This window comes from Pseudomonas sp. YNh, from assembly GCF_037993085.1.
Lineage (GTDB): Bacteria > Pseudomonadota > Gammaproteobacteria > Pseudomonadales > Pseudomonadaceae > Aquipseudomonas > Aquipseudomonas putida.
In genome coordinates, this window is sequence record NZ_JBBMRJ010000046.1 from 1 (window position 1) to 23,190 (window position 23,190).

Consider the following 23,190-nt stretch of genomic DNA (forward strand, 5'->3'; position numbering starts at 1 on the left):
GTCCCCGCCGCGATCTCGACGATCAGAAGGTTAGACAATCGCAGGCGTTTTCACACAGCCTGGACCCAAAGCTGTCGGAGACAGACACTCGCTGTAGCGGAAGCAGTCGTATCCTCAATGGCTGAACGTCAGTTATACGCCGCTCCCTCCGACCTCGCCTTAAAGCGAAACGTCGAGAATCCTTTTAATTCGTGCTTCAACTCGCCCGCGCAGTAATGGTGACGAACAGAGATTGCTCTGGAGCCCGCCATGAGGATGTATGCCTTCCCCCTGATTGTGACTTGCTTGGTGACACCCCCGGCTGTCGCACAAGAAAATCGCGAGCGCTCGGATCTCGGACTTGTGCAACAACGGCTCACTGCTATCGAGCTGTTGGCCGATCGTGCGTCACGCGGCTCGGATGATCTCGATGGAGCACGCTATCGCTTCGACTATCCAAGATTTTCGGCAGATCTCGAACGTATACGTGAAGGCATCCAAAACTATCTGTCGCCCTCACGCGCACAGCCAGCTGACCTAGTCGAGCTGACAGGTCAGTACCGTGCTGAAGCACCTCACTCGAGCCCCTGCCATGAGCATGACTGACGCCCAACTCACAGCATTCTCCGCCGTGGCTGGGTTTACCCCGCAGTCGAGTTCACTGCTATGGCGCTCATCGGTGCTGGTGTTCGCGTTGCTCTGGTGCACCTGGGCGCTGTGGACCGGCTACCGCGGCTGGGCGGCCGGCAATCTCAATTTCGGTGCGCTAGGCGGCAGCACGCTGCGTCTGGCCCTAGCCCTGATCGTGCTGATGTTTTTCATGCTGTCGTAATCTGGAGATCCTGCCATGAAACTCTCCCGTCGCTGCCTCCTTCCGCTGCCCCTGCTGCGGGCTACCTTTGGAAAAGCCCTATTCGGCGGTTTGGTGCTGCTGAGCTCGACGCTGGCCAGAGCTGATCTGCCCACCATGGAAGCACCGTCCCGCGGCGAAGGCACTGGACTAATTGACACCATCAAGAACTACGCCTACGACGGCGGCATCCTACTAGGCCTTTTGATCGCAACCCTCGCTTTTTTGGGTGTGGCCTGGCATTCGCTCACGGTCTACGCCGACGTGCAAAACCAGCGCAAGACGTGGAAGGACCTCGGCGCCGTGGTCGGCGCCGGCGCACTGCTGGTGGTGGTGATTTTGTGGTTCCTGACAAAAGCCGCCACGATCCTGTGAGGTTGCCATGTACTACGTCCCCGCTACCCTCCCCGACGGCACGTTGACCTTCCTGCCGGAACGCCTTAATCGCGATCCTGCGGTCCTGCGCGGCCTTACCAACGACGAGATGTGGGTCGCCCTGATTGTCGGCGCAGTACTGGGTATGGTCCTCGGCGGGCCGCTGGCGGTGGCCACTGTTTCCATCGCCACCCTGCCCACTTGCATGTTCCTGTGTATGGCGCTGGTGCTGCTCGGTGGCGGCAAGCTTCTGCGTCGGGCTAAGCGTGCTCGTCCCGAAACCTGGTTGTACCGACGTCTGCAATGGCAGCTGGCAGCGCACTGGGGCATCGGCAGTCAGTACCTGATCCTGCACTCAGGCCCGTGGGCGGTCCGGCGCACACGCCGGCCTATGAGGATCGCCCCATGAGCCGCTTCCGGAACAAAGTCGATGCGCAGCAGGCGCATATCCTCAGCCTACGCCTGGCTGTGGCGACCTTGGCACTGCTGTGTAGTGGGCTGTGGTTCGGCTGGCAGTCCGCCCCTTCCGAACTGACCATTCATGTGCCACCGGATCTGCGCTCCGGCAGCACTCGCAAATGGTGGGACGTGCCGCCCGAAAATATCTATGCCTTTGCCCTGTACATCTTCGGCCAGCTCAACCGCTGGCCCACCGACGGCGAGGTCGACTACCACCGCGCCATCTTCGCCCTGCAGCCCTACCTGACACCGGCGTGCAAGACCTTCTTTGACGGCGATTTCGAGTACCGCAAGGCGGCCGGCGAACTGCGCGGTCGTGTGCGTGGGGTGTACGAGGTACTGGGCCGCGGTTACAGCGATGATCCCGACCTGCGGGTTAAGCAGCTGGATAAGCACAGCTGGCTGGTCAAGCTCGACCTCAATGCCGACGAGTACTACGCCGCCGAGCCGGTGAAGCGCGTGGTCGTGCGTTACCCCCTGCGCGTGGTGCGCTTCGACGTCGATCCCGAGCACAACAAGTGGGGCTTGGCCCTGGACTGCTACGAAGGCACACCGCAGAAGCTGACGCTGCCTGGAGGTGCGTGATGATGATGCGTGTCTTGATCCTGATTCTGGTGACGGTGGCCGGCTGGTGTTCAGCCGCAGCCGCCGTCGAGGTCAAGTACTGGGACCGTCTGCCGCTGGCCGTGCCGCTGACGGTGGGTCAGGAACGTATCCTGATGCTCGATGAGGATGTCCGCGTCGGACTACCCAGTGCGATCAGCAGCAAGCTGCGCGTGCAGTCGGTCGGCGGAACGGTGTACCTGCGTGCGTCGGAAGCCATCCCCCCGACCCGACTGCAGCTGCAGTCGGTGAAGTCAGGCGACATCATTCTGGTCGACATCGAAGCACTCGAGGGCAGCGAGACACTGGAGCCGGTCAAGATCGTTGCTCAGGCCCAGGCACCAGACGTGGACACAGCGAAGGACGCAGCACCGGCAGTGACGCCAGTACTGGTTGTGCTGACCCGCTTCGCGGCGCAGAACCTGTATGCGCCGCTGCGCACCGTGGCGCCTTTGCCAGGTGTGCGTCGGGTCCCACTGGGCGACTTCTCTGGGTTCAGCACCCTACTGCCGACCGAGCACGTGGCCATCAAGGGGCTCGCCGCCTGGCGGCTAGGTGATTACTGGGTGACTGCGGTGAAGATCGTCAACCGTGGGCCGACCATGGTCACGCTGGACCCGCGTCACTTGCAGGCCACGCTGTATGCCGCCACCTTTCAGCACGAGTTCCTGGGGCACGCCGGCACACCTGAAGATACCACCGTGGCGTACCTCATCACACGAGGCGGCGACCTGAAGCACGCACTGCTGCTGCCACCGCCAGCGCCGGAGGCTGCCGATCATGAAAGCTAACGGTTTGCTGAAATGGCTGGTACCGGTAGTCCTGCTGGGGATTGTGCTGATCATCGGCAAATCCTGGGTGGCGGCGCCAGACGCTGAACCTGCCCATGATCCCGAAAACATTGCCCTCAGCCCGGAACAGGCCAAGGCCCTCGGTATTGCCGGCGACACGCCGCGCGACACCGTGGCGACGCTGATTGGCCAGGTCAAGGCCATGCGCAGCGAGATGCTGTCGCTGAAGAAAGGCAACGAGACCCTGCAGACCGAGAATAACCGGCTGCGCACGCGCGAGGGAAATATCGACAGTCGCATTCAAAGCACGCTGAGCACTGTCACCCAGCAGGTCACCGAGCAGCGCCAGCAGGCCAACGATGCCAGGCAGAAGGCCGAGCAGCAGCACCGCGAGACCCAAGGTTTGCTGTCCCGGCTGAAAGACCAGCTCACCAACAAGCCGGCCGCGAAGTCCGACGTACCCGTGGGCTTTGGTCTCGAGCCGGGTGACGAGCAGCAATTTTCTGGAGCGCAACCGCCGGCGGATACGGTGCAGTGGATCGAGCCGTCCAATACACGTGCTGGCCCGGAGGGGGCCAGCAAAGCTGAGGGGCCGCTGTCGTCGCTGACGTCGAAGTTCAAGGATCTGCATGGACTGGACAACAATGCGATTGACCGGGGCCAGGACCATCTACGCGCCGTAGCCAAGGGCGAGCGTGACCTTGAAAGTGTTCAGGATAGGACCGAGGAAGCCAAGCCAGTCTATACCCTCCCGGAAAACTCAACCCTGATGGGCTCGATCGCCATGACCGCCCTCATTGGCCGAGTGCCGGTGGACGGCACAGTGAATGATCCCTACCCGTTCAAGGTGCTGGTGGGGCCGGACAACCTCACCGCCAACGGCATCGACCTGCCCGACGTGGTCGGTGCGGTCATGAGCGGGACTGCGGCCGGTGACTGGACCTTGTCCTGCGTACGCGGCCAGGTCGAGTCGATCACCTTCGTCTTCAGCGACGGCACCGTTCGCACGGTGCCACAGCCGCAGAAGGTGGTCAGCCGCAACCGCAGCAGTACCCAGACTTCGGACACCGAGAAGATCCGCGGGGGCTTGGGCTACATCTCCGACCCTTACGGCATTCCCTGCATCGCCGGCGAGCGCCGTTCCAACGCCCAACAGTACTTGGGCAGCCAGAGCCTGATCACTGCGGCCGGCGCCGGCTTCGCGGCAGCGCTGGGTAGCGAGCAAACCAACACCTCGTTCATCAACTCGGCCAGCGGCAGTCTGGGGCTGTCGCAGAACAGCGGCAACAGCGCGCTGAACTCTGTCATCAGCGGTGGCATCGGCGACATTCGTGACTGGATCAACAAGCTCTACGGCGAAGCCTTTGCCGCGATCTACGTCCCGCCGGGGGCCAAGGTGGCCTTGCACCTAGATCACGAAATCAGCATCGACTACGAACCCAAAGGCCGGAGAGTGAATCATGAAACCCCATCCGTTTCGGTACTGGACCTGGATTAACCTGCTGCTGAGCCTGCACCTGACAGGCTGCACCACCAGCAAGGACGAGATGCTGCCCCACGGCGACCACACCATGCTGGATATCTGGAACAGCGGCGGCGCGGTCGGCACGCAGCAGCACTTGCAGGAGGCTCGGGGCGAACTGCGCCGACCAGTGCTCGATCCCGAGCGCCTGATCAAGGACCAGAACGCCTACACACGCACAGCCGCCAACGAGATCCGCGCCCAGTTCCCACGCCTGCCTAATCCCGACCTGGTGATGTACGTCTACCCGCACCTGGCCGGCACGCAGCAGACGCCGGTGCCTGGTTACTCGACCGTGTTTCCGCTGTACGAGAAGGTCCAGTACGCACTCCCCGGCGAACGCCTGGACGATCTGTGATGGACGAGGATGCAGATCGTACGTCGCCGCGCTGGCAGCCCTGGCGCGCGGCGCAACGTCGGCGCGCGACACGTGCGGATGAAGCCGCGCAGTACGCACACAACCCCAGCTTCACCGACCACTTGCCCTGGGTCGAATACCTCGAGGAGGAGCACTGTTTTCTGCTCGACGATAACCGCTCGGTGGGCGCCGTGTTCGAGTTGCAGCCGATCGGCACCGAAGGCCGTGAGCCCGAGTGGCTGATGGCGGCGCGCGATGCGTTGGAGGATGCGCTGCAGGACAGCTTCGACGAGCTCGATCAGGCACCGTGGGTGGTGCAGTTCTTCTGTCAGGACGACAGTGATTTTTCCCCGTACCTGGAGCGCCTGGAACAGTACGTTGTACCACGGGCGACAGGCACCCCCTTCACTGCAGCTTTCCTCACCTCGATGCAACACCACCTCGATGCCATTGCCAAGCCAGGCGGCTTGTTCGACGACCATGTCGTGTCGCACCTGCCCTGGCGCGGCAGCAATCGACGGATTCGGCTGGTGGTCTATCGCTGGCTCGGTGACCAGGCCGACGACGAAGGGCAAAACCCCGCTCAATTGCTGGGAAGGACCTGTGATCGCCTGATGGCCTCGTTGCAGGCCTGCGGGGTCAATCCTCGGCGGCTGACGGGGCAGGATTTCTATGCCTGGTTGCTGCCGTGGTTCAATCCGGCCCCGACTCTCACCGGTGAATCACCAGCGGCGTTCTATCGACGCGTGCCCTACCCGGAGATCGATGACGGCGATGGGCTGTCGCTACCGTTCGACCACGACTTTGCCGAGCGACTGTTCTTTCAGGAGCCACGCTCGGACAGCGAGCAGGGGCTGTGGTATTTCGATCAACAGCCGCACGCGGTGATGGTGGTCGACAAACTGCGCAGGCCACCCCACATCGGCCAGCTGACCGGCGAGACCCGCAAGGGTGAAGCGCTCAACGCTCTGTTTGACCAGTTACCCGAGCAGGCCGTCATGAGCCTGACCTTGGTCATCACACCTCAGGATGTGCTCGAGGAGCAACTCAACCGCTTGGCGCGCAAAGCTATCGGCGAAAACCTGGCCTCGACCCAGACCCGCCAGGACGTGGAAGAGGCCCGCGCGCTGATTGGCCGCCAGCACAAGCTATACCGCGGCACCTTGGCACTGTACCTGCGTGGCGCCGATGAGCCGCAATTGCGCCAGCGCTCGATCCAGGCCGCCAACGTGCTGCTCGGTGCCGGCCTGCAGCCGGTGCGCGAGGGCGATGAGGTGGCCGCGTGCAACAGCTACCTGCGCTGGCTGCCGATGGTCTACAACCCCGCACGCGACACGCGCAACTGGTACACCCGGCTGCTGTTTGCTCAGCATGTTGCCAACCTGCTGCCACTGTGGGGGCGCAGCACCGGTACCGGTAATCCGGGCATCACCTTCTTTAACCGAGTTGGCGCGCCGCTGTCGTTCGATCCCCTGTCGCGCTTCGACCGTTCCATGAATGGTCACCTGCTGTTGTTCGGCCCGACTGGCGCTGGCAAGTCGGCCACCCTGGTCTCGATCCTGATGCAGGTCATGGCGGTGTATCGGCCGCGGCTGTTTATCGTCGAGGCCGGCAACTCCTTTGGCCTGCAGGGCGACTACTTCGCCACTCTGGGCCTGACCGTCAACAAGGTCCAGCTCAAACCGGGCAGCGGCTTGAGCCTGGCACCCTTCGCCGATGCTCGGCGGCTGATCGAGCGCCCCGATCAGGTCGCCAGCCTTTCAACCGAAGACCTGGATGAAGACGCTTCGGGCAGTGACGAGCAGCGCGATGTGCTGGGCGAGCTGGAGATCACCGCCCGCCTGATGATCACCGGGGGCGAAGCCAAGGAAGAGGCACGCCTCACCCGGGCTGACCGCAGCCTGATCCGCGAATGCATCCTCGACGCGGCCAGGCATTGTGCGGCCAGCGATCAGCAGGTCATGACGCGCCATGTCCGTGATGCCCTCCGAGCGGTAGCCAGCGACGCCCACCTGCCCGACAAGCGTCGTGAGCGGGCCCAGGAAATGGCCGAGTCCATCGACCTGTTCTGCCAGGGCTTCGAGGGTGCGCTGTTCGACCGACCAGGCACCCCTTGGCCGGAAAGCGATGTCACGATCGTCGACCTCGCCACCTATGCCCGCGAGGGCTATGAAGCGCAGATGTCGATCAGCTACATCAGCCTGATGAACACGGTGAACAACCTTGCCGAACGCGATCAATACCTCGGTCGTCCGATCATCATGGTCACTGACGAAGGTCACATCATCACCAAGAACCCGCTGCTGGCGCCCTTCGTGGTCAAGGGTACCAAGATGTGGCGCAAGCTCGGCGCCTGGTTCTGGCTGGCAACGCAGAACCTGGCCGACTTCCCCGATGCGGCGCAGACCATGCTCAACATGATCGAATGGTGGATCTGCCTGAACATGCCGCCGGCGGAGATCGAAGAGATCGCGCGCTTCAAGAAGCTCACGCCAGCACAGAAGACCCTGCTGTTGTCAGCGAGCAAGGCCTCTGGCAAGTACACCGAGGGCGTGGTCTTGTCGAAGCAGCTGGAGACGCTGTTTCGCGCAGTCCCGCCGAGTCTGTACCTCACCCTGGCCATGACCGAACCCGAAGAAAAGGCCCAGCGCTGGCGGTTGATGGAAGCGCATCAGCTATCCGAGCTGGAGGCCGCACTTCGGATTGCGGCGGACATCGATCGCTTGCGCGGCATGTCCTGAACCTCGTGGCCCACGATGCTCTGTGGCCTGCCGATCAATAAAACCCGATAGGAGTACATATGTACTCCTTTGGTAATTTAGGACGAATTGCAGTCCTCACCATGCCGGCTGGAGAAACCGAAGGCACCAGTCTCGGTTTGTCCGCCCCACTCCTCTGCCTGATCCGTGATGCTGCAACTCGGCGCATGGATGCACACCGTTGCCACTTGCCGAGCGCTACCGATGAACTTGACCGCCCCATGTCGTACACCACAGCCAAAGAGATCTGGCCGAGGTCGCGGCTTTATCGCGATCGTTTTGCTCGTGGCTGCCGAGCAGTGCCTGGCGATAACCACTCCCGCCATCATTGCCTCGGTCGCGTCGCTGCAGTGTCTGGAGTACCGGATCGTGGGGATCTGCTACTGGCTGCTGTGTACGCCCTTTGGTTGCACGGTGAGAACTTCGCCCAAAGTCCGTCACTTCATTCCTGAGCTGGTGGTGTCGAGCTATTCCGACACCGGCAATAACCCCTGGGGCGAGATGTCCGGTCTTTCGGCACAGACACCCCTGTCGCAAGGCGGGGGCAACCTGATCACACCCTCGCCGCAGCGCAACAACCTGCCCCGCTTCAAGAATGTCGACGGCATCGGACATCCTGGCAGCGCTGCACTGACTGCCGTGGCACACAGCTTCGGCTATGCATGTCCAAGCGGGGCGGTGCCACTTGCGCCCTACTACCTCAGCACGCTCGATCCACTGGCCTGGCGCCACGCCATCCCCGAGTCCGTCTATCCGCAAGCGCTTATTCCGGGCATGCGTGAGATCGGTAGCCAAGCCCTCGGCAACATGTGGGGCAGCATTTACCCACGACAGGGTTTCCTGGTACAGCCCGACGACTTCAAGGCCGCCGCAGTGATGGCGCAGCGCGCCAGTGACTTCATCACCCGCGTTGGTCAGCCGCATGTGTATCTGCCGCTGCAGCCGATGCCATCGCCCGGTTATTGGCCGCCGCTGCCGGTGATGGAGAACAACATCAACAACCACCGTTGGCAGTTGCTCGCACCGATGATGCAGAGCACCTGCGCCATCTTCCCGAGCGCCACCGTCCAGAGTGCCGAGGGCGCCTACGCCTGGTCGTTGTGGCGGCCGTATCGCTGCTGCCAACGCATGGGGCAGACCTTCCTGTTCAGCATCGACTTTGATGGAGGCCAGTGATGAACACCCTCTCGTTCGGGTTGGTATGTCTCTTCGTATGCGCCGCCGGCCACGCCGCCGAGAATGGCTACCACCTGGGCGACCAAGCCCAAGTGTTGGACGACCGGGTGATGTACACCATCGGTGGCGGATCGGCGGCGGGCGCGCCCTCCTCGCTCTACCGCCCCAGCGGACTCGGCGTCGGCCTGTCCTGGCGCGCGAACATGATGTGCGGAAACATGAACCTCTCCAACACCCTGCAGAACCAGCTCAACGGTGCCACCCAGGGCTTCCAGCAGATCATGGGCAACGTCATCCAGAACGCCACCCAGGCGGTGATGTCGCTGCCGGCAATGATCATCCAGCGCGCCAACCCCGGGCTGTATGAACTGCTGAGCAACGGCGTACTGCAGGGACGCATCGACTTCGACCGCTCCAAACTCACCTGCCAGGCGATGGCGGCGAAGATGGCTGACAAGGTGGATCAGGCCGGTTGGGGAGCACTGGCGCAGAACCAGGAAATGCAGCACAACCTGGAGCAGTCCGACGGTGATGCCGTGACTGCGGTGAAAGACACCGAATCCAACAACGGCAACAAGGGTGTCAGCTGGATTGGCGGGCAGAAAGCTGGCGGCCATGGCCAGGCGCCGATCCGGGTGACCGCGGACGTGGTTAAGGCGGGTTACAACCTGCTGCACAACCGTTCGGTCGAGGACACCTCGGCGGTCGGTTCAGGTTGTCAAAACGGCGCGATTTGCCAGGCCTGGTCGAACCCCGAAGAGGCGGCTGAGTGGGCAACCCGGGTGCTCGGCGAAACCGAGGTGGAGACCTGCGACGATTGCGAGACGCTGCGCGTGAGCGCGGGTGTAGGTCTCACGCCACTGATCCAGGAAACCTACACCCAACACCTCGAAGGCTTGCAGCGCATGTTGTCGGGCGCAGAAGAGCCCACCCCAGAAAACCTCGCCAAAGTCTCCAGCCCCTTGCTGCAGGTCTCGCGTGGCGTCATCGAGGGCCTACGCGATGACCCCGACCAGAACCTGCTGGCCCGACGTTTGGCCAGCGAGACCGCGTTGTCGAGCGTGATCTACAAAGCGATGCTGCTGCAGCGCACATTTCTCGCCGGTAGCCGAGAGCCCAATGTGGCGTCGGCGCAGCCCGCCACCACTGCCCTCAACGGCAATGTCGAAACCTTGGAGCGCGAGATCCGCCTGCTGCAAACGGAATTGCAGGTTCGCCAAGCCCTAGCCACCAACACCGCCAGCCTGGTCCTCGATCGCCACGCCGGCGGCGCCGATGCCTCACGCAATATCGACCAGCGCGATCCACGCCCAGACCGCCTGCAGCGAGCGGATCAGGGAAGGAGCACGCCATGATGCCGTTTTCTGTGAAAAGCTCGGTCGTTCGGGGCTTGCTGATCCTCGCCGTCATGATGGTCATGTTGCTGGTTGCCTCGATGGCGCTGCAATTGAGCGGGCCCCAGTTGGAATGGATCAAGGAGGCACGGGGGAGTACGCCGTTTCTCGCCTACTGGCGAGCCCTACTGTACACCCTGATTTTCGCCGGCTGGACCGCAGCACTCCGCTTGCGGCCAAGCTCGGAAGACCAGCAACGGTTATTACGCCTGGGCCTGATCGGTTTCGGCGCGATCGTCCTGGTCGAACTGTCGCGCTTGTGAGGTGCAGCCATGAACATGAGCACCAACAGCTACCTCGAATACTACCTGTCGCTGCTGGCGTGGATCATCAACAACGGAATCTGGAACACGCTGGCAGACACCGGGCTGTTCGCTGCGCCGTTTGGGGCGATCATCCTCCAGGAGTGGTTATCCGCCCGCCAACAGGGGGCCGACGAGGGCAACAAAGGCTTGCTGTCGATCCCCCGCGTCGAGAACCGACTGTGGATGAGCTACGTCGTCATCCTGTTTGGCTGCATGCCGTTTTTCCCGCTCAACCTGTCCTCCGTAACCTTCGACGGTGCGGCGAGCCAGCGCTGTGGTGTTTCCATGGCCAAGCCCGCCGACACGGCCTGGGGAACAACCTTCAACACCATCGGCGAGAAATCGGCGAATGTGCCGGTGTGGTGGTACCTGGTGCATGCCATGAGCAAGGGCATTACCGCCGCCGCCACAGCGTCGATTCCCTGCGCACCCGACATCCGCGCGATGCGGATGGAGATAGACAGTTCCCGGATCAACGACCAAGTGCTGCTGCAGGAAGTCGCCGATTTCACCCGCGACTGCTACGGCTTTTCACGCTCGAGGCTGTTTACCAACCGCCCTGAGCTGGACGAATCGCAGAGCTACGATGCGTCCTGGATTGGCTCGACATACCTGCTCAACACGCCTGGCTATTACGACACGGATCGCTCGCGCACGCCCCGGGTTGATTGGCCGTATGACGAGACGCGGGACACCTCCCTCCCTCGGTTGGACAACGGTGCGGGCTACCCAACCTGCAAGCAGTGGTGGAGCGATGCCACGGTCGGCTTGCGCGACCGCCTGGTCGCCGAGGTCGATCCCAATCTGCTCACGCAATTGCGCGGCTGGCTGACCGGGCGCAGTTCCACCGAAATCGAAGATGCCACCCTGCGTGAACTGGTGAGCCCCCGCCAGCAGTCATTGAGCATGGCGCCTGGCCAGGTTTTCCAGGACTACGGCAGCAGTGCCCGAGGCGGCTCGTTGACGCAAGGGCTCAACAACCTCGCCACCAACACCGGCCTGGCCCTGGGCTCATTCAGCAACTTCCCGGCGATGAATGCGCTGCGCACTGCATTGCCAATGGTGCAGGCCTTCCTGATCATGGGCACGATCATCAGCTTGCCACTGGTACTGCTGATCAGCACCTACCAACTCAAAGCGTTGATGACGATCACCTTCGCGCTATTCACCCTACACATGCTGACATTCTGGTGGGAGTTGGCCCGGTGGATCGACTCGAGCATGCTCGACACGCTGTACCACCAGGTCTCTGCCACGGACCAAGCGCTTTTAACATTGCCAACGGCAGGCTTCCTGGATGGGACGGTCACCGCGCAGGTGATTGAGTACGTGATGGGGGCCATGTTCTTCGTACTCCCAATGTTTTTCCTCGGTGTAATGAGCTGGGCGGGATACAACGTAGGCAGCGGTGTCCAGACGCTCTTCACTCGCGGATCAGAAGGAGCCCAGGTACAGGCTGATAAGGGATCTTCTCAACTCATATCGGGAGCCAAAAAGTTAAGATAATTGATTATCTAGGAGACCCATTATCATCGTACATCTCAGGATATTTGCTTTGGTGCTGGGGATGACTTACCTCGTATATCCGAGGTTGCCTATCACTTTTAATGGGCAGCGCCGCGAGGGTCCACAGAGCAACCGTTCCGATCGCCAGGAAAAAAGCGACTGATGCGACAGCAAGCAAAAGAATCACCTTAACAATCTGCATACCGAGCCGGCGATACCCAAACGGAACGCTCGCCAACATCGGTGAATGCAGCACGCTGGCTTCTAGCTGATTCACCAATCGACCCGCGCTAATTGCGGCACGAATCAAATACTTGCCGAAAGAAGTACGGCTGGGGTTTGAGGACGCTGGGGTCGCCATTTTCCCACCTCCATTTACTTCACCGCACGTGCGGTCAAACCGCTATAAACAATTTGGATCCAAGCCTTAGCTTACTCCTCCCCTGCGGATTTCCATGACCGTTGATCACTTGGTTTACGCTGCTGATCGCCAGTGGTACTGCATGGATTGATGCAGTGCACTCTTCTGAAAATCACCATTGACGTTATGCCGACCCGCTTGATAAACCGCACAGGCAAGCGCTGGAAAACCAGCACCCCAGGTGGCCACAACCTTCAAGGCCACGTCACTCCCGTGATGGTTGTCCCAAGGGCGATTAGCGTTCGGTGGCTCGCCCGGTTACCGCTCCCGCGGTGATGAGCGCTCTTTCACATCTGCCTCACGGAGCCCTGCTTCGTTGAAGCTCCTTTTCCATTTCCGTGCTGGGAATTCTTCCCGCATGGGTGGCATTCCTCCGCACTGCCTGGAGGAACTCACCATGTTGCGCTTCACAGGAGCTGAACTTCACGCCGTCTTGACCGAAGCGGCCGTCATCGGCTGCCGAGTCATCCTGGTCAAAGACCACGGTGTCTACCTCATGTCCGAGTTCGGTGAAAGCAAACCCGACGGAGGTAGCCGCAAACACATCGCCTACGCCATGGGCTGCAACCCTGACGTCGACGACTTCGACGCTTGGTGGAATCGCGCACGCAGTGAATTCGGTGGCGACGATTTTGCCGAGTACTTCGACCTTGATGATCCGGTACTGGAAAGCCTACGCGGCACCAACGGGTCGCTGGTAGTTGAAGCCACATCCACGCACCTGTACATCGCTGCCGAGATTGCCAGCTCCGGGAAATCCTGAATGCTCTCGCAACACCCGCGATGTCCCAGGGATGCACGAGCCAGTGCCTCTCTGGGATCTCGCCCACTTCAATCTTTACGCCGACAGCAGCCGTTCATCTGGACCTTTCGAATGGAAAGCCTTTGCTGGAAGCGGGTGGAAACTTGCACTGCTCGTTGCCCTTTATCGGGTATTGCCCTCACAGGAAACCGCGTTTTAATGCCTAGACACGCCCAGTTCACAGTGTGAGTTGTGGCGATGGGACTTCCCCCGAGTTGTTCGTGAAGCCATCGCCGGATCAGCTCCCGGGAGGCACCAGTGTCCAGGAAGAACCGCTCCTTACCTGCCGTTGTCCTGAGCCCAGGCATATGGCAATTCATCGCCGAGGTTGGTACGGCTACTGACGCAGTCGAGCAATCAGGGCAGCGCTTGCAAGTCGTATTGGGCATTGCCCTGGCATCGTTAGACCGTCGCCACTGGCGCCAGTCGATCGAGTTGCTGCTCGGTCAAGCTTCCCAGAGCGACTCACGCTCATCGACGGTTGCCCCTCAACTACTGGTAACTCACATCACGCCAGAGGCCGGTCCTGTTTTTCTGCACATCAGGTTGCCACATGAGATCGGTGTGGACATCTCATCAACCTGAACACTCGCACTACCACTGTCCACTTACCCCACCGGGAACCCTTCCCGGCCGGGCAGCGTTCCCCTTCTTTGACTGGAGAACGTCATGTCCGATATCTACCTGGATGTCACCAACAAGATTGTCAGTGCCCTGAGCCAAGGGGTCATCCCCTGGATCAAACCCTGGACCACTTCAGGCTCCAGTGCTGACGCACCTTTCCCCATCAACGCAATCACTCGGCGCCCGTACGCCGGCATCAACATTCCACTGCTATGGGCCGAAGCCCGCCTGCGCGGGTACCGCCAGGATCGCTGGCTCACCTACAACCAGGCTCGGAAAGCCGGTGGTCACGTACGCAAGGGCGAACAATCGACCCTCGCGGTGCTGTACAAACCCATGAGCAAGGAAGCGCACGACGAAGACGGTCAGGTCGTCCGTGATGAGCAAGGTAACGTCAAGATGGTGCAGTTCGCACTGCTACGGACGCATTGCCTGTTCAACATCGAACAGACCGAGGGACTACCCAACGAGGAACAGCAGCACGAGGAGAGTGCAGATCCGGTGGCGTTCATCGATCATGCACCTGCCGAGCGACTGTTGGCCGCCAGCGGCGCACGTATCGAGCATCGCTACGGGGATGACGCATTCTATCTACCGATCCGGGATCTCATCCAATTGCCCACCAAGGCCCAATTTGTGGACGTCAGCAGCTACTACGCAACCGCATTACACGAACTGACGCACTGGTCGGGTCACCACGCTCGCCTCAACCGAGAAGGCATCACTGCCGGGCACGCCTTCGGCTCTGCGGCGTACGCCTTCGAGGAGTTGGTCGCGGAGATGGGTGCGGCATTTCTCTGCGCCCTCACCGGCACCCAGGGCGAGCTGCGCCACGAAGAGTACCTGGCATCCTGGTTGAAGATCCTCAAGGAAGACAAGCGGGCCATCTTCCGCGCCAGTGGACAGGCGCGTGAGGCGTCCGAGTACCTGGTGGCACTGCAGTCCGATCAGTCCAGCGAGACGACCGAACGGCTCACGGCGTGACTTTTCACCTCAAATAGAAAGGCCCCAACCGGGGCCTTTATTTTGCCTGCAACGCCGACCATCGGTCGCTACAATTGAGCATGCGATTACTGCACCCAGCTCTCGACGACATCCGAGCCGTACTCCTGCTTCCACTGCTTGAGGATCTTGTGGTTGCCGCCCTTGGTTTCGACGATCTCGCCGCTCTGCGGGTGCTTGTAGCGCTTGACCTCACGCGGCTTGCGCTGAGCGCCGGTGGAGGCGCTGGAAGTACTCACGCTTACGCCCTTGGACGGGTCGAGAATGGTGATGACCTGGCGCAGGTTCATGCCGTACTCATCCAGCAAGGCCTTGAGCTTTTGTTCAAACTCGATTTCCTGCTTCAGGCCGGAATCGTTTTTCATCGCATCCAGCTGTTGAAGTTGAGCAGCCAGTTGAGCTTCCAGTGCTTTGAATTCGGCAAGTTTGGACATGTGAAATCTTTCCTAGGGTTGGGACATGTGTAGCAATCTTACCTGAGGCACAAGTACTAGCCGAGCGTTAACTCACTCTCCAGCTAACTTTTCATCTCTCAAAATGTGCACATATCTATGTGACTAATCAGTCCGGCAAGAACTGGCAAAGGTGCCCCACTAGTTCACGAGGTGCGGCACTATTGCCGATTTTAAACAGCATGTCGCGCTGACTGCGTGGCAACAGTTTCGCGCAACGCGTGGCGGCCGACCGAATGGCAGCATCGGTCCCATGAATCCGGTCAGCCAGTAGCACGATCAAAATGGCATCGCTCAACGTCATCAGGCCACATTCCTCGAAATAATATCGGACAGTCTACCTCCCGGGAAAAGGACAGGCCATTCCGGTACCACAGGTAACCCGATGCACCAGGCTTCGAATTTTCGCGTTCGCGAAAAGGCTCAAGGCGTTAAAGGGTAACGGCGGCAATGGTAAGGGGGCACAAGGGTAAGAGGCCTATCCGAAAAAGCAAAAGGACCTTCTGAATGCAAAGCAGGTAATGCAATGAAGCGCTGGTGGTTCACACATCAAAAAGGCAATGGCGCGGACCCCACGCTCGCTTCAGCGCCCGAGGGATTTCTCCTCCCACTCACCTCTGATTCCCTGCTAGGTGCCGAACACCGAAAAAAGCTACTGCAGCGCATCTGGCAATACACAGCGCTCTCCGAGCCGCAGTTCGAGCAGCTCTACCTTGATCCGATCCGCCGTTACGCCAGCTATGTGCAGCAACTCCCCGCCAGCGAAAGCCACCACCATGCCTATCCAGGCGGCATGCTGGACCACGGACTGGAACTGGTGGCCTGCAGCCTGAAGTTGCGCCAGTCGTACCTGCTACCCAGCGGCGCCGCACCGGAAGACCAGGCCGCGCAGGCCGACGCCTGGAGTGCGGCGATTGCGTACGGCGCCCTGCTCCACGACATTGGCAAAATTGCCGTTGACGTGCAGGTGGAGTATCAGAATGGTGAGGTGTGGCACCCCTGGCACGGGCCATTGACTCAGCCCTACCGCTTTCGCTACGTCGCCGGTCGTGACTACAAGCTTCACGGCGCAGCTGCCGGGCTGCTGTACACACAGGTTTTGACGTCCCGTCAGCTCGACTGGCTCAGCAACTATCCAATTCTGTGGGGCCACCTACTGTTTTTGCTAGCCAATCACTACGAGCACGCCGGCACCCTCGGGGAACTGGTGCTGCAAGCTGACCGGGTCTCCACCGCGCAGAACATCGGCGCCAACCCCACCAAGGCCCTGCAGGCACCTAAACACTCGCTGCAGCATCACATGCTCACGGGCCTGCGCCACCTGGTCAAAAACGAGTTTAAGCTCAACCAGCCCGGTGCGGCCGGCTGGCTCACTGAGCACCATCTGTGGCTGGTCAGTAAGGCTGCGACCGACAAACTGCGCGCTTACCTGCTCGTTCAGGCGGTCGACGGCATACCCTCCTCCAACATCGCCTTGTTCGATGAGCTGCAATCACATGGATTGGTGGATGCGACACCGGAGGGCAAAGCGGTATGGAATGCCACCGTGGCTGACGATGACTGGCAACATCGCTTTACCTTTCTTCGCCTGCAGCCGAGCCTGATCTGGGCCAATGAGCCGAGGCCAGATTACTTTAGCGGCACGGTAGAGCCGATGATGGACGGTCCACTACCGACCAGCGAAACCAACGAGTCGGCCCCGGATCAGCCGCCTGCAACACCAGAAGCAACACAAGCCGGCGCCGTGCTGCAGAATCAGGAATTCGACTACCTCGACGACCTTATGGACATGTTGCAAGTGCCGGGCGAACGCGAGAGTGGATCAGCTGTTGAGAAGGCTCAATCTGCCACTGCTCCACCACAGGATTCCGTGGGGCTGGCCTTTATCGAGTGGCTGCGCGAGGGAGTTAACAGTCATCGCTTAGTGATCAACGATATCAAGGCCAAGGTCCACACCGTGGACGGTACTTTTTTCCTGGTCACACCGGGCATTTTCCAACGCTATGTCGCTGAGTGTTTGAACTGCAACTCGGAAATTGAAAAAAATGAAGCGTGGCGGCAGTTGCAACGCAACTTCGAGCGGATAGGCCTTCACAAAAAACAGAAGAACGGGCAAAACATCTGGGCTTGTACAGTTAAAGGCCCGCGTAAGTCCAGCATCTTGAGCGGGTATCTACTACGCGATGCTAAATCATTGAACTGTCTTCCGCCGCAAGACAATCCCTATCTTTCACTGCATTCATAGTCCAGATAGGGCACACGAAAGCACCACACATAAAACATCACCCAAGGGCTTTACTATGCAGCACAGTGATATTTCTGAGACACAGCCGGCAGTGGGCATGCCCCTCGTAAAGCTAAACTATGCAGCCAGCCATCGCATTAAATAAAAATTAGAGCTCACAAAACCTCATCTATTTTTCATAACAGCTATACAAGCTCAAACCACCCACAGACCTAAAATCTTTATCATCACTTAAAATATTAGCCACTCCTGACTCTTTCATAAAATGACAATACAGAGCATCATATCCATCGATTTTAAAATCCCTGATCAAGCCCATTACTGAGTCATCCACTTTCGCTCCCACACCTAGAGGGAGTGGCTCAGCCATACCCTTAACCTGTGCCCATGCGTTGTCAATCTCGTTTAAAACAGCTTTTCGTTCTGCTTCAATGCCTCTGAAATTTTTGATCGGAAATTTGGGGGAGCTATTTAACGCCCTGTAAATCCCTAATTCAGAGTTTTCAATCAGACTTGAGAGCTCCACCAAAACCAAAGGTGAGTAATACAGTTTAGCCTTCACATCCAATGCATCCTGAATAAACTCAGGATAGTGCAAAATCTGGTAATCCCTGGGTGCATTCCCATAAAATGTTTTCGAGGCGGCGTACGTTGCCCAATACCAAACATTTGTATCCACAAAATAGCCATGCTCTGAAGAAGCTTTATTTTTCTTGATATCCATCCACATATCTACATGCCTTTCCTTGCATTGTCCAATCCACGACCTACAGCACCGCCTTTGTCTCTATAGAACTTTATAGCATTAGAAATCACAAGATTAAGGATATTCCTACCATGATCTGATATCCCCTCAAACTCAAGGCGCGCCTGCAACTCACTGATTTCTCTATCTTTAAGCAAAGCACCGATACTTGCGTTAAAAAACGGAGACGCAAAAACTTCTATTCCTGAAAAATCCAGCACGAGTTTTTCATCACCCTCACCGGAGCGAGCCCAAGAGTTCAAAATCAACTCTTTCAACTTCGTACCGGCCGACATAGAAACCGCATTACCGCCAACAACATCTTTAATTACTATATTTTTCATGTGTCACCCTCAAAAATAAGCCGGAACATCCTCTACAATCTCCGACTTAAATTTATAGTGTTTATCATCACAATTGACCGTGATGCTTACAAGCGTACCTAAAAGCTTACCCGGAACTCTTTGGACTACATAGTCGCCACGACTATCAATAGATGCCATGAATTCGTCGCTACAAACCGTAAGCGTACCACCATTCAACGCCACAAACTTTTTTAGTATTCCAAAACCTAAACCTCTGGGCATGTCAGCCGGACTATCAGTCCGGGTAGAGTTACCCATTTCTAATGCCCAAGCTATAGCTGTCTTCCCATCCTTATCTGGGTAGACCCTCTGAACCGACCCTACAATTCCGCTACCCAAGTCAAAAACAGATAATGACAACTTTTTTGATTTTGGTTCATAATAACCGCAGGAAATGACACTTTGACCATTCGGGTTATCTTTCAAACCATGTCCATAAGCATTCACGAATATTTCATAAATACTACTAACAATCACCCCCTTTAGCGCTGCAGACAGCGACAGCTTTTCATCAGACAGCCACTTATCCTGAAGGTGATCTAGTATCAGAGAGTCTTCGAGAACCTCAGCATGCTCACGATACCCGATGTAATCCACCCCCCTTTCTATACCAAAGGCTGGATGAACATAATTCCAAAAACCCACATCCCGCAATCTCTTCATGATTTTCTGATTCATCGTAGAAAAATCAAATCCTACGCTATCAAATGGAAGAAGCTTAGGAAAAATGGAAAGTATTCCGCGGCGAGTGGCCAGTCGATGCTGCTTCAAATAATTGCATAGACCGCCTATTACAGCTATGCCATTATGACTTATAACTGAACACTTGGAAAAATTAAACACAAAGTAGTGCTGCGGCTCAGAAAGCACAGCCTCTGTCAACCTTGCTAAATATTTATATCCAGCTAGGTCATCTCTGATCGGCGGCAAGTGGATATTGTATCTCTGTCGCTCCATCCCAGCCTCACTCCCTCGGTGTCTATCGATAAGCAATTCTTTACCGAAGCACTCAACACTGCTCTGAGCCTACGTTCAGCCCTAACCTAGCCTATCTTGACGCATCCCTGCGCTTGAGGCTATAGACATCAGTAGCCTGTTCAATACTCCCTCAGCACTGCCGTAGAGTGGCTGAGTAGCTTTTCGTTTAGGGGCTCATTGCCTTGGCCCGGCTAAATGATGCGGAAGCGTCATTGCGATCCGACAAGATGATCGTGCTCACGCCCTCCTACTCGGCCCAGACGGACCAGACCAGGTGACGCAGACCAAGCTCTGGCGGGTTGAAGCTCGGCAGCAAAAAATTCGCTTCCCGAAGCATCGGGATGACTCGCTCCAAATCATCAATCGGAAAGCGACGGGGGCTGCCCATTGGACAGTTCACTTGATGCACTTTCGTGGGCTCGCGGCCATCTGACAACTGTTCAAGTTTCCCTCAGAAATCCTTCAAGCGGCACCGCGCTGGATCGCCGTGATAATCGACCTCCGTGTCTTTCGTATCGAAGAGCACTCCCTTCACCTGATGGATGGAGATCTCGCTACGAATGAGTTCAAGAGCCGGCGGGTACCACTTGGGTTGTATGCCTGGATTGAAATCATCTAGAGACCCGCGGGGCTGATCTTCCCCAGGCCAAAACTCAGGAGTGAAGAAGGTGCCGTCTTCATTAGAGTCCCAGAGGCTCACCTGACCTGCCGCGTAAATTTCATCGCACCGATGCACACCTGAAGCTTTTGTGAAGAGGACCACGTTGTGCCCCGCCGGGGCTCTGCCATGCTGAGACACCTGTATCGAGGGGAACAGGATGCCGTTCAGGTTCAGTTTCGGATGGGTAGGCAAGAAATCAGCGATGGTTTGTGTAATGAGGTACCCCTGCTCAACCATTTCGGGCATTACCGGCAGCAACAACTGCTCGCGCAACGCAGCCAGAAAAGCACAACGCTGCCCCTGCTCCATGCGCTCCGGCTGAAAATAGCTATGTGTCTGATCCGGCCGGATATCGTTCAAGGCGCCGAGGTTAAGCAGACGTAGTTCACGGGTCACGCTGAATGTGGCCGACACCACCAGGCTTCCCACCGGCGGGCGCACTTCAGCGATGGCCGTCTGTACATTGGTCGCGCCGTAAAAGACAGATACGCCCTTGGCATTCATCCGACCCGCACCACCCACTCCTGGAGGAGGAGCGCCCAAGAATTGCTCAGGATGCGACAGAGCGTCAGCCACAGCATCATCATTGCAAAAGATCCAAGCCCGCGTGAAGCGATCGAGTGGTAGTCCTGGGCCGCTCGTCAAATGGACGCCGAGCCTTGTATTTGGAGCTGCTCAATTCCTCCAAACACCTCCTCAAGCACGCGAGCCGCTATTGGGTTCACGAACCTGGCCTCGTCGCGCAATGTGCGCTCCATCTCCGCCCAAGCTGAAGACATCTCGGAGGTTGGGGTAATGCCCTCATTGAAAAAGGAATCATCATCCCGATCACTCCCCGCCTCAGGACGTGCCTCTGCAATGGCCAGTACCAGGTCAACGGAGCATTTCAGCATTCTGACCAGGACTTGATGCAGGTGCTCTCCGAAGGGCTCGCGCTCGTAGATCAGCACCGAGTCAGGCTGACGGACATAGCGGAAGCTAGCATAAAGCGCTGCCTCGCAGTGGTCAACCAACTCGTCCAGCTCTACAACGCCCAGTTCTCGCCCGCAGAAGCCGCATTGAACTTCCACTTGAAAATCCAGTGCCTCCTGCAGGTAACGCTCGGTCACACACCCGGCAAGCGTAATTAGTCATTGCAGTCCGTTCATTGACATAAGCAAAGGGCAAACCTGGCCTAGCACCAGCATCGGAGTTGCAGCTGCGCGCGATGTTCTTCCGTTCATCACACGACGACAACTGTATTTATAGACAGTATCAATAATCTGCAAAATCGAGCGGATGCTAGACCCTGTGCCAGCATTTTGATAGCGTCGAGCACTATTTAGCGACACCGGGACGGCGCTCGACAGCTCAATCTCGGAATGGACTAACCGGTAAAAGGCAGGGGCGGTCGAGTTTTGATTAACACATCGATTGGGGCATTCAACGGGCCTAGTTGGGAAGCACTGATGCAGCTCGTTCTTAAAAAAAAGTATGCTGCTGAGGGCTATCAGCATGTCCCGGCCTCAGGTGGTGATTTCGGAATTGAGGGATTTACCCGAGAAACCGGCCATGCATTTCAATGCTACTGCCCAGACTTTCACTATGAGCGTAAAGAACTCTACGCTCATCAGCGCAAAAAAATAACAACTGACTTGAACAGCTTGAGAAATTACGCAACCGGTCTTCAATCGATCCTTGGTGATACGCGAATAAAAAACTGGTACCTCATAACACCCGACGTCATTAATAAAGACCTCATCGTGCACGCGGTCAATAAGCAGAATGAGGTGCGCGACTGGGGCCTGCCGCACTTGCACGAAGAGTTCACAGTTTATGTGCATGACGCGGGCTACTACATGAACGAGATCAATGAAGTGCGCCAAATTGAGGGTGTGCCAATCACGATCGCTCGCGAAACGCTGAAGATACCGGAACTGAACGACGAAAAAACCGACTACGAAGGGAACCTGGAGCGTAAGACCAAGTTGCGCATTGGGGATAAAGGTGAAGCCGCTTTCGAGGGCTTACTCAAGCTAACTCGACGTGCATTTTTGGATCACGACCCATTCTTCCACCAGCTATACAACTCCCACCCGCATACGTACTGGCAAGTCGTACCGAGACCCCTCACATCTGGCAGCAAAGCCGAAGGCCGATTTGGTAAGCAGGACTTCATCTATCTTGCGGCGTCGGACGAGTATCGATGCCCTGCCGGGCAGCTACTAACCAGGCGGCATTCGTCGATGGACGACGGCATGTTATTGCATTGTTACTACTTCTCAGGCTGCCAGTCCTGCTCAATGCAAAAGCAATGTACGACGGGTAAGGAGCGCCGAGTGAAGCGCTGGGAACATGAGGCTGTAGTCGACGCGTGCATGTTCGTCTAGAACATGATCCAGCGATGATGAGGGTTCGTCGACAGACTGTTGAACATCCTTTCGGAACGCTAAAGTACTGGATGGGAAGTACCCACTTCCTGACCAAAACCCTGCCGAGGGTGAACACTGAGATGAGCCTTCATGTGCTCGCCTACAACCTCAAACGAATGATGAGCATCTTCGACATCGCAGGACTGCTTGAGGCGATCAGGGCGTGAACCCAGCCGCTTGGCCCGCCAGTTCGAAGCCGTTTGGGCCGCTGACGCGGCCCAAACGGCATTATGAACGTCTATGTCACTAACTGAGCTCATTCGCGCTTCCGCCAGCGGATTCCATAGGCATCCCTCGCGACTCTCAGTTTCGAGGTATCTAGCGCGTTTTCACACGGCCTGGGTCCAGGCTGTGTGAAAACGCCTGCGATTGTCTAACCTTCTGATCGTCGAGATCGCGGCGGGGAC

General features: G+C 58.1%; 23 protein-coding genes and 1 pseudogene. 17 read left to right on the forward strand and 7 right to left on the reverse strand.

What is annotated here, in order from left to right; all coding sequences use genetic code 11:
- Positions 1–255 precede the first annotated feature (255 nt).
- The 15 genes from WF331_RS27670 to WF331_RS27740 all read left to right on the forward strand — a co-directional run bounded on the left by WF331_RS27670 (position 256) and on the right by WF331_RS27740 (position 14,908).
- Entirely contained in the window at positions 256–585 is a 330-nt protein-coding gene (locus WF331_RS27670; RefSeq protein WP_306277887.1) for an integrative conjugative element protein, RAQPRD family, read from the forward strand.
- On the forward strand, positions 572–811 hold the full coding sequence (locus WF331_RS27675) for a TIGR03758 family integrating conjugative element protein (protein ID WP_102689554.1): 240 nt from the start codon (positions 572–574) through the stop codon (positions 809–811). Before WF331_RS27670 ends, WF331_RS27675 begins: the two co-directional genes overlap by 14 nt.
- A gap of 15 nt (positions 812–826) precedes the next feature.
- Positions 827–1,204, forward strand: coding sequence for a TIGR03745 family integrating conjugative element membrane protein (locus WF331_RS27680; protein WP_102689555.1), 378 nt, complete (start codon positions 827–829; stop codon positions 1,202–1,204).
- 7 nt (positions 1,205–1,211) lie between these two features.
- Positions 1,212–1,613 carry a TIGR03750 family conjugal transfer protein gene (locus tag WF331_RS27685; protein WP_102689556.1) on the forward strand — a complete coding sequence of 134 codons (402 nt, stop codon included), beginning with the start codon at positions 1,212–1,214 and terminating at the stop codon, positions 1,611–1,613.
- A complete protein-coding gene (locus WF331_RS27690; protein WP_096426381.1) occupies positions 1,610–2,248 on the forward strand; it encodes a PFL_4703 family integrating conjugative element protein in 639 nt (212 codons plus the stop codon). Before WF331_RS27685 ends, WF331_RS27690 begins: the two co-directional genes overlap by 4 nt.
- A gap of 2 nt (positions 2,249–2,250) precedes the next feature.
- Entirely contained in the window at positions 2,251–3,057 is an 807-nt protein-coding gene (locus WF331_RS27695) for a TIGR03749 family integrating conjugative element protein (RefSeq protein WP_102689581.1), read from the forward strand.
- Positions 3,047–4,555 (forward strand): TIGR03752 family integrating conjugative element protein, encoded by a 1,509-nt coding sequence (locus WF331_RS27700; protein WP_232862536.1) that lies wholly within the window; start codon positions 3,047–3,049, stop codon positions 4,553–4,555. Before WF331_RS27695 ends, WF331_RS27700 begins: the two co-directional genes overlap by 11 nt.
- Positions 4,518–4,937: a TIGR03751 family conjugal transfer lipoprotein gene (locus WF331_RS27705; RefSeq protein WP_102689558.1), complete on the forward strand. Its 420-nt coding sequence runs from the start codon at positions 4,518–4,520 to the stop codon at positions 4,935–4,937. Before WF331_RS27700 ends, WF331_RS27705 begins: the two co-directional genes overlap by 38 nt.
- The gene (locus WF331_RS27710; protein ID WP_340623505.1) at positions 4,937–7,678 is read left to right on the forward strand and encodes a conjugative transfer ATPase; all 2,742 of its coding nucleotides are present in this window, start codon (positions 4,937–4,939) and stop codon (positions 7,676–7,678) included. Before WF331_RS27705 ends, WF331_RS27710 begins: the two co-directional genes overlap by 1 nt.
- 222 nt (positions 7,679–7,900) lie before the next feature.
- Positions 7,901–8,872: a TIGR03756 family integrating conjugative element protein gene (locus tag WF331_RS27715; RefSeq protein ID WP_102689560.1), complete on the forward strand. Its 972-nt coding sequence runs from the start codon at positions 7,901–7,903 to the stop codon at positions 8,870–8,872.
- Positions 8,872–10,227 carry an integrating conjugative element protein gene (locus tag WF331_RS27720; protein ID WP_102689561.1) on the forward strand — a complete coding sequence of 452 codons (1,356 nt, stop codon included), beginning with the start codon at positions 8,872–8,874 and terminating at the stop codon, positions 10,225–10,227. The genes WF331_RS27715 and WF331_RS27720 overlap by 1 nt, the downstream gene beginning before the upstream one ends.
- Positions 10,224–10,529: a hypothetical protein gene (locus WF331_RS27725; protein WP_102689562.1), complete on the forward strand. Its 306-nt coding sequence runs from the start codon at positions 10,224–10,226 to the stop codon at positions 10,527–10,529. Before WF331_RS27720 ends, WF331_RS27725 begins: the two co-directional genes overlap by 4 nt.
- A 9-nt stretch (positions 10,530–10,538) precedes the next feature.
- Positions 10,539–12,077 carry a conjugal transfer protein TraG N-terminal domain-containing protein gene (locus tag WF331_RS27730; protein WP_102689563.1) on the forward strand — a complete coding sequence of 513 codons (1,539 nt, stop codon included), beginning with the start codon at positions 10,539–10,541 and terminating at the stop codon, positions 12,075–12,077.
- A gap of 818 nt (positions 12,078–12,895) precedes the next feature.
- A complete protein-coding gene (locus WF331_RS27735; RefSeq protein WP_102689565.1) occupies positions 12,896–13,261 on the forward strand; it encodes a DUF3085 domain-containing protein in 366 nt (121 codons plus the stop codon).
- A 708-nt stretch (positions 13,262–13,969) separates the two neighbouring features.
- Positions 13,970–14,908 (forward strand): ArdC family protein, encoded by a 939-nt coding sequence (locus tag WF331_RS27740; RefSeq protein WP_102689566.1) that lies wholly within the window; start codon positions 13,970–13,972, stop codon positions 14,906–14,908.
- Positions 14,909–14,994: 86 nt separating this feature from the next.
- Here the strand turns inward: WF331_RS27740 and WF331_RS27745 are convergent, their stop codons facing one another.
- Together WF331_RS27745 and WF331_RS27750 are read right to left on the reverse strand one after the other, a co-directional pair.
- Positions 14,995–15,360, reverse strand: a complete 366-nt coding sequence (locus WF331_RS27745) for a histone-like nucleoid-structuring protein, MvaT/MvaU family (protein ID WP_102689567.1) — start codon at positions 15,358–15,360, stop codon at positions 14,995–14,997.
- Positions 15,361–15,487: 127 nt separating this feature from the next.
- Complete coding sequence (locus WF331_RS27750) at positions 15,488–15,682, reverse strand: DUF7740 domain-containing protein (RefSeq protein ID WP_102689568.1); 195 nt, start codon at positions 15,680–15,682, stop codon at positions 15,488–15,490.
- Between the two features lie 222 nt (positions 15,683–15,904).
- Here WF331_RS27750 and mobH point away from each other — a divergent pair, with 222 nt between their 5' ends.
- Positions 15,905–17,623 carry a MobH family relaxase gene (gene mobH, locus WF331_RS27755; RefSeq protein WP_340623506.1) on the forward strand — a complete coding sequence of 573 codons (1,719 nt, stop codon included), beginning with the start codon at positions 15,905–15,907 and terminating at the stop codon, positions 17,621–17,623.
- 169 nt (positions 17,624–17,792) lie between these two features.
- On the opposite strand, the gene WF331_RS27760 is transcribed toward mobH, so the two are convergent.
- From WF331_RS27760 to WF331_RS27780, 5 genes are all read right to left on the reverse strand, one after another.
- Entirely contained in the window at positions 17,793–18,347 is a 555-nt protein-coding gene (locus WF331_RS27760; RefSeq protein ID WP_340623507.1) for a type II toxin-antitoxin system VapC family toxin, read from the reverse strand.
- A gap of 8 nt (positions 18,348–18,355) precedes the next feature.
- On the reverse strand, positions 18,356–18,712 hold the full coding sequence (locus WF331_RS27765) for an STAS-like domain-containing protein (protein WP_102689571.1): 357 nt from the start codon (positions 18,710–18,712) through the stop codon (positions 18,356–18,358).
- Between the two features lie 9 nt (positions 18,713–18,721).
- Positions 18,722–19,690 carry a hypothetical protein gene (locus WF331_RS27770; RefSeq protein ID WP_340623508.1) on the reverse strand — a complete coding sequence of 323 codons (969 nt, stop codon included), beginning with the start codon at positions 19,688–19,690 and terminating at the stop codon, positions 18,722–18,724.
- A 472-nt stretch (positions 19,691–20,162) separates the two neighbouring features.
- Positions 20,163–20,948 (reverse strand): RES family NAD+ phosphorylase, encoded by a 786-nt coding sequence (locus tag WF331_RS27775; RefSeq protein WP_340623509.1) that lies wholly within the window; start codon positions 20,946–20,948, stop codon positions 20,163–20,165.
- Between the two features lie 65 nt (positions 20,949–21,013).
- The gene (locus WF331_RS27780) at positions 21,014–21,481 is read right to left on the reverse strand and encodes a hypothetical protein (RefSeq protein ID WP_340623510.1); all 468 of its coding nucleotides are present in this window, start codon (positions 21,479–21,481) and stop codon (positions 21,014–21,016) included.
- Positions 21,482–22,468: 987 nt separating this feature from the next.
- Here WF331_RS27780 and WF331_RS27785 point away from each other — a divergent pair.
- Positions 22,469–22,950 (forward strand): annotated as a pseudogene (locus WF331_RS27785) (transposase); the annotation flags it as partial.
- Between the last annotated feature and the right edge of the window lie 240 nt (positions 22,951–23,190).

Coding starts and splice junctions, on each gene's coding strand:
- WF331_RS27760 (WP_340623507.1), bottom strand. CDS start 18,347: ATGGATATCAAGAAAAATAAAGCTTCTTCAGAGCATGGCTATTTTGTG.
- WF331_RS27735 (WP_102689565.1), top strand. CDS start 12,896: ATGTTGCGCTTCACAGGAGCTGAACTTCACGCCGTCTTGACCGAAGCG.
- WF331_RS27745 (WP_102689567.1), bottom strand. CDS start 15,360: ATGTCCAAACTTGCCGAATTCAAAGCACTGGAAGCTCAACTGGCTGCT.
- WF331_RS27700 (WP_232862536.1), top strand. CDS start 3,047: ATGAAAGCTAACGGTTTGCTGAAATGGCTGGTACCGGTAGTCCTGCTG.
- mobH (WP_340623506.1), top strand. CDS start 15,905: ATGAAGCGCTGGTGGTTCACACATCAAAAAGGCAATGGCGCGGACCCC.
- WF331_RS27710 (WP_340623505.1), top strand. CDS start 4,937: ATGGACGAGGATGCAGATCGTACGTCGCCGCGCTGGCAGCCCTGGCGC.
- WF331_RS27750 (WP_102689568.1), bottom strand. CDS start 15,682: ATGACGTTGAGCGATGCCATTTTGATCGTGCTACTGGCTGACCGGATT.
- WF331_RS27695 (WP_102689581.1), top strand. CDS start 2,251: ATGATGCGTGTCTTGATCCTGATTCTGGTGACGGTGGCCGGCTGGTGT.
- WF331_RS27680 (WP_102689555.1), top strand. CDS start 827: ATGAAACTCTCCCGTCGCTGCCTCCTTCCGCTGCCCCTGCTGCGGGCT.
- WF331_RS27720 (WP_102689561.1), top strand. CDS start 8,872: ATGAACACCCTCTCGTTCGGGTTGGTATGTCTCTTCGTATGCGCCGCC.
- WF331_RS27685 (WP_102689556.1), top strand. CDS start 1,212: ATGTACTACGTCCCCGCTACCCTCCCCGACGGCACGTTGACCTTCCTG.
- WF331_RS27675 (WP_102689554.1), top strand. CDS start 572: ATGAGCATGACTGACGCCCAACTCACAGCATTCTCCGCCGTGGCTGGG.
- WF331_RS27705 (WP_102689558.1), top strand. CDS start 4,518: ATGAAACCCCATCCGTTTCGGTACTGGACCTGGATTAACCTGCTGCTG.
- WF331_RS27765 (WP_102689571.1), bottom strand. CDS start 18,712: ATGAAAAATATAGTAATTAAAGATGTTGTTGGCGGTAATGCGGTTTCT.
- WF331_RS27715 (WP_102689560.1), top strand. CDS start 7,901: ATGAACTTGACCGCCCCATGTCGTACACCACAGCCAAAGAGATCTGGC.
- WF331_RS27730 (WP_102689563.1), top strand. CDS start 10,539: ATGAACATGAGCACCAACAGCTACCTCGAATACTACCTGTCGCTGCTG.
- WF331_RS27690 (WP_096426381.1), top strand. CDS start 1,610: ATGAGCCGCTTCCGGAACAAAGTCGATGCGCAGCAGGCGCATATCCTC.
- WF331_RS27670 (WP_306277887.1), top strand. CDS start 256: ATGTATGCCTTCCCCCTGATTGTGACTTGCTTGGTGACACCCCCGGCT.
- WF331_RS27770 (WP_340623508.1), bottom strand. CDS start 19,690: ATGGAGCGACAGAGATACAATATCCACTTGCCGCCGATCAGAGATGAC.
- WF331_RS27725 (WP_102689562.1), top strand. CDS start 10,224: ATGATGCCGTTTTCTGTGAAAAGCTCGGTCGTTCGGGGCTTGCTGATC.
- WF331_RS27740 (WP_102689566.1), top strand. CDS start 13,970: ATGTCCGATATCTACCTGGATGTCACCAACAAGATTGTCAGTGCCCTG.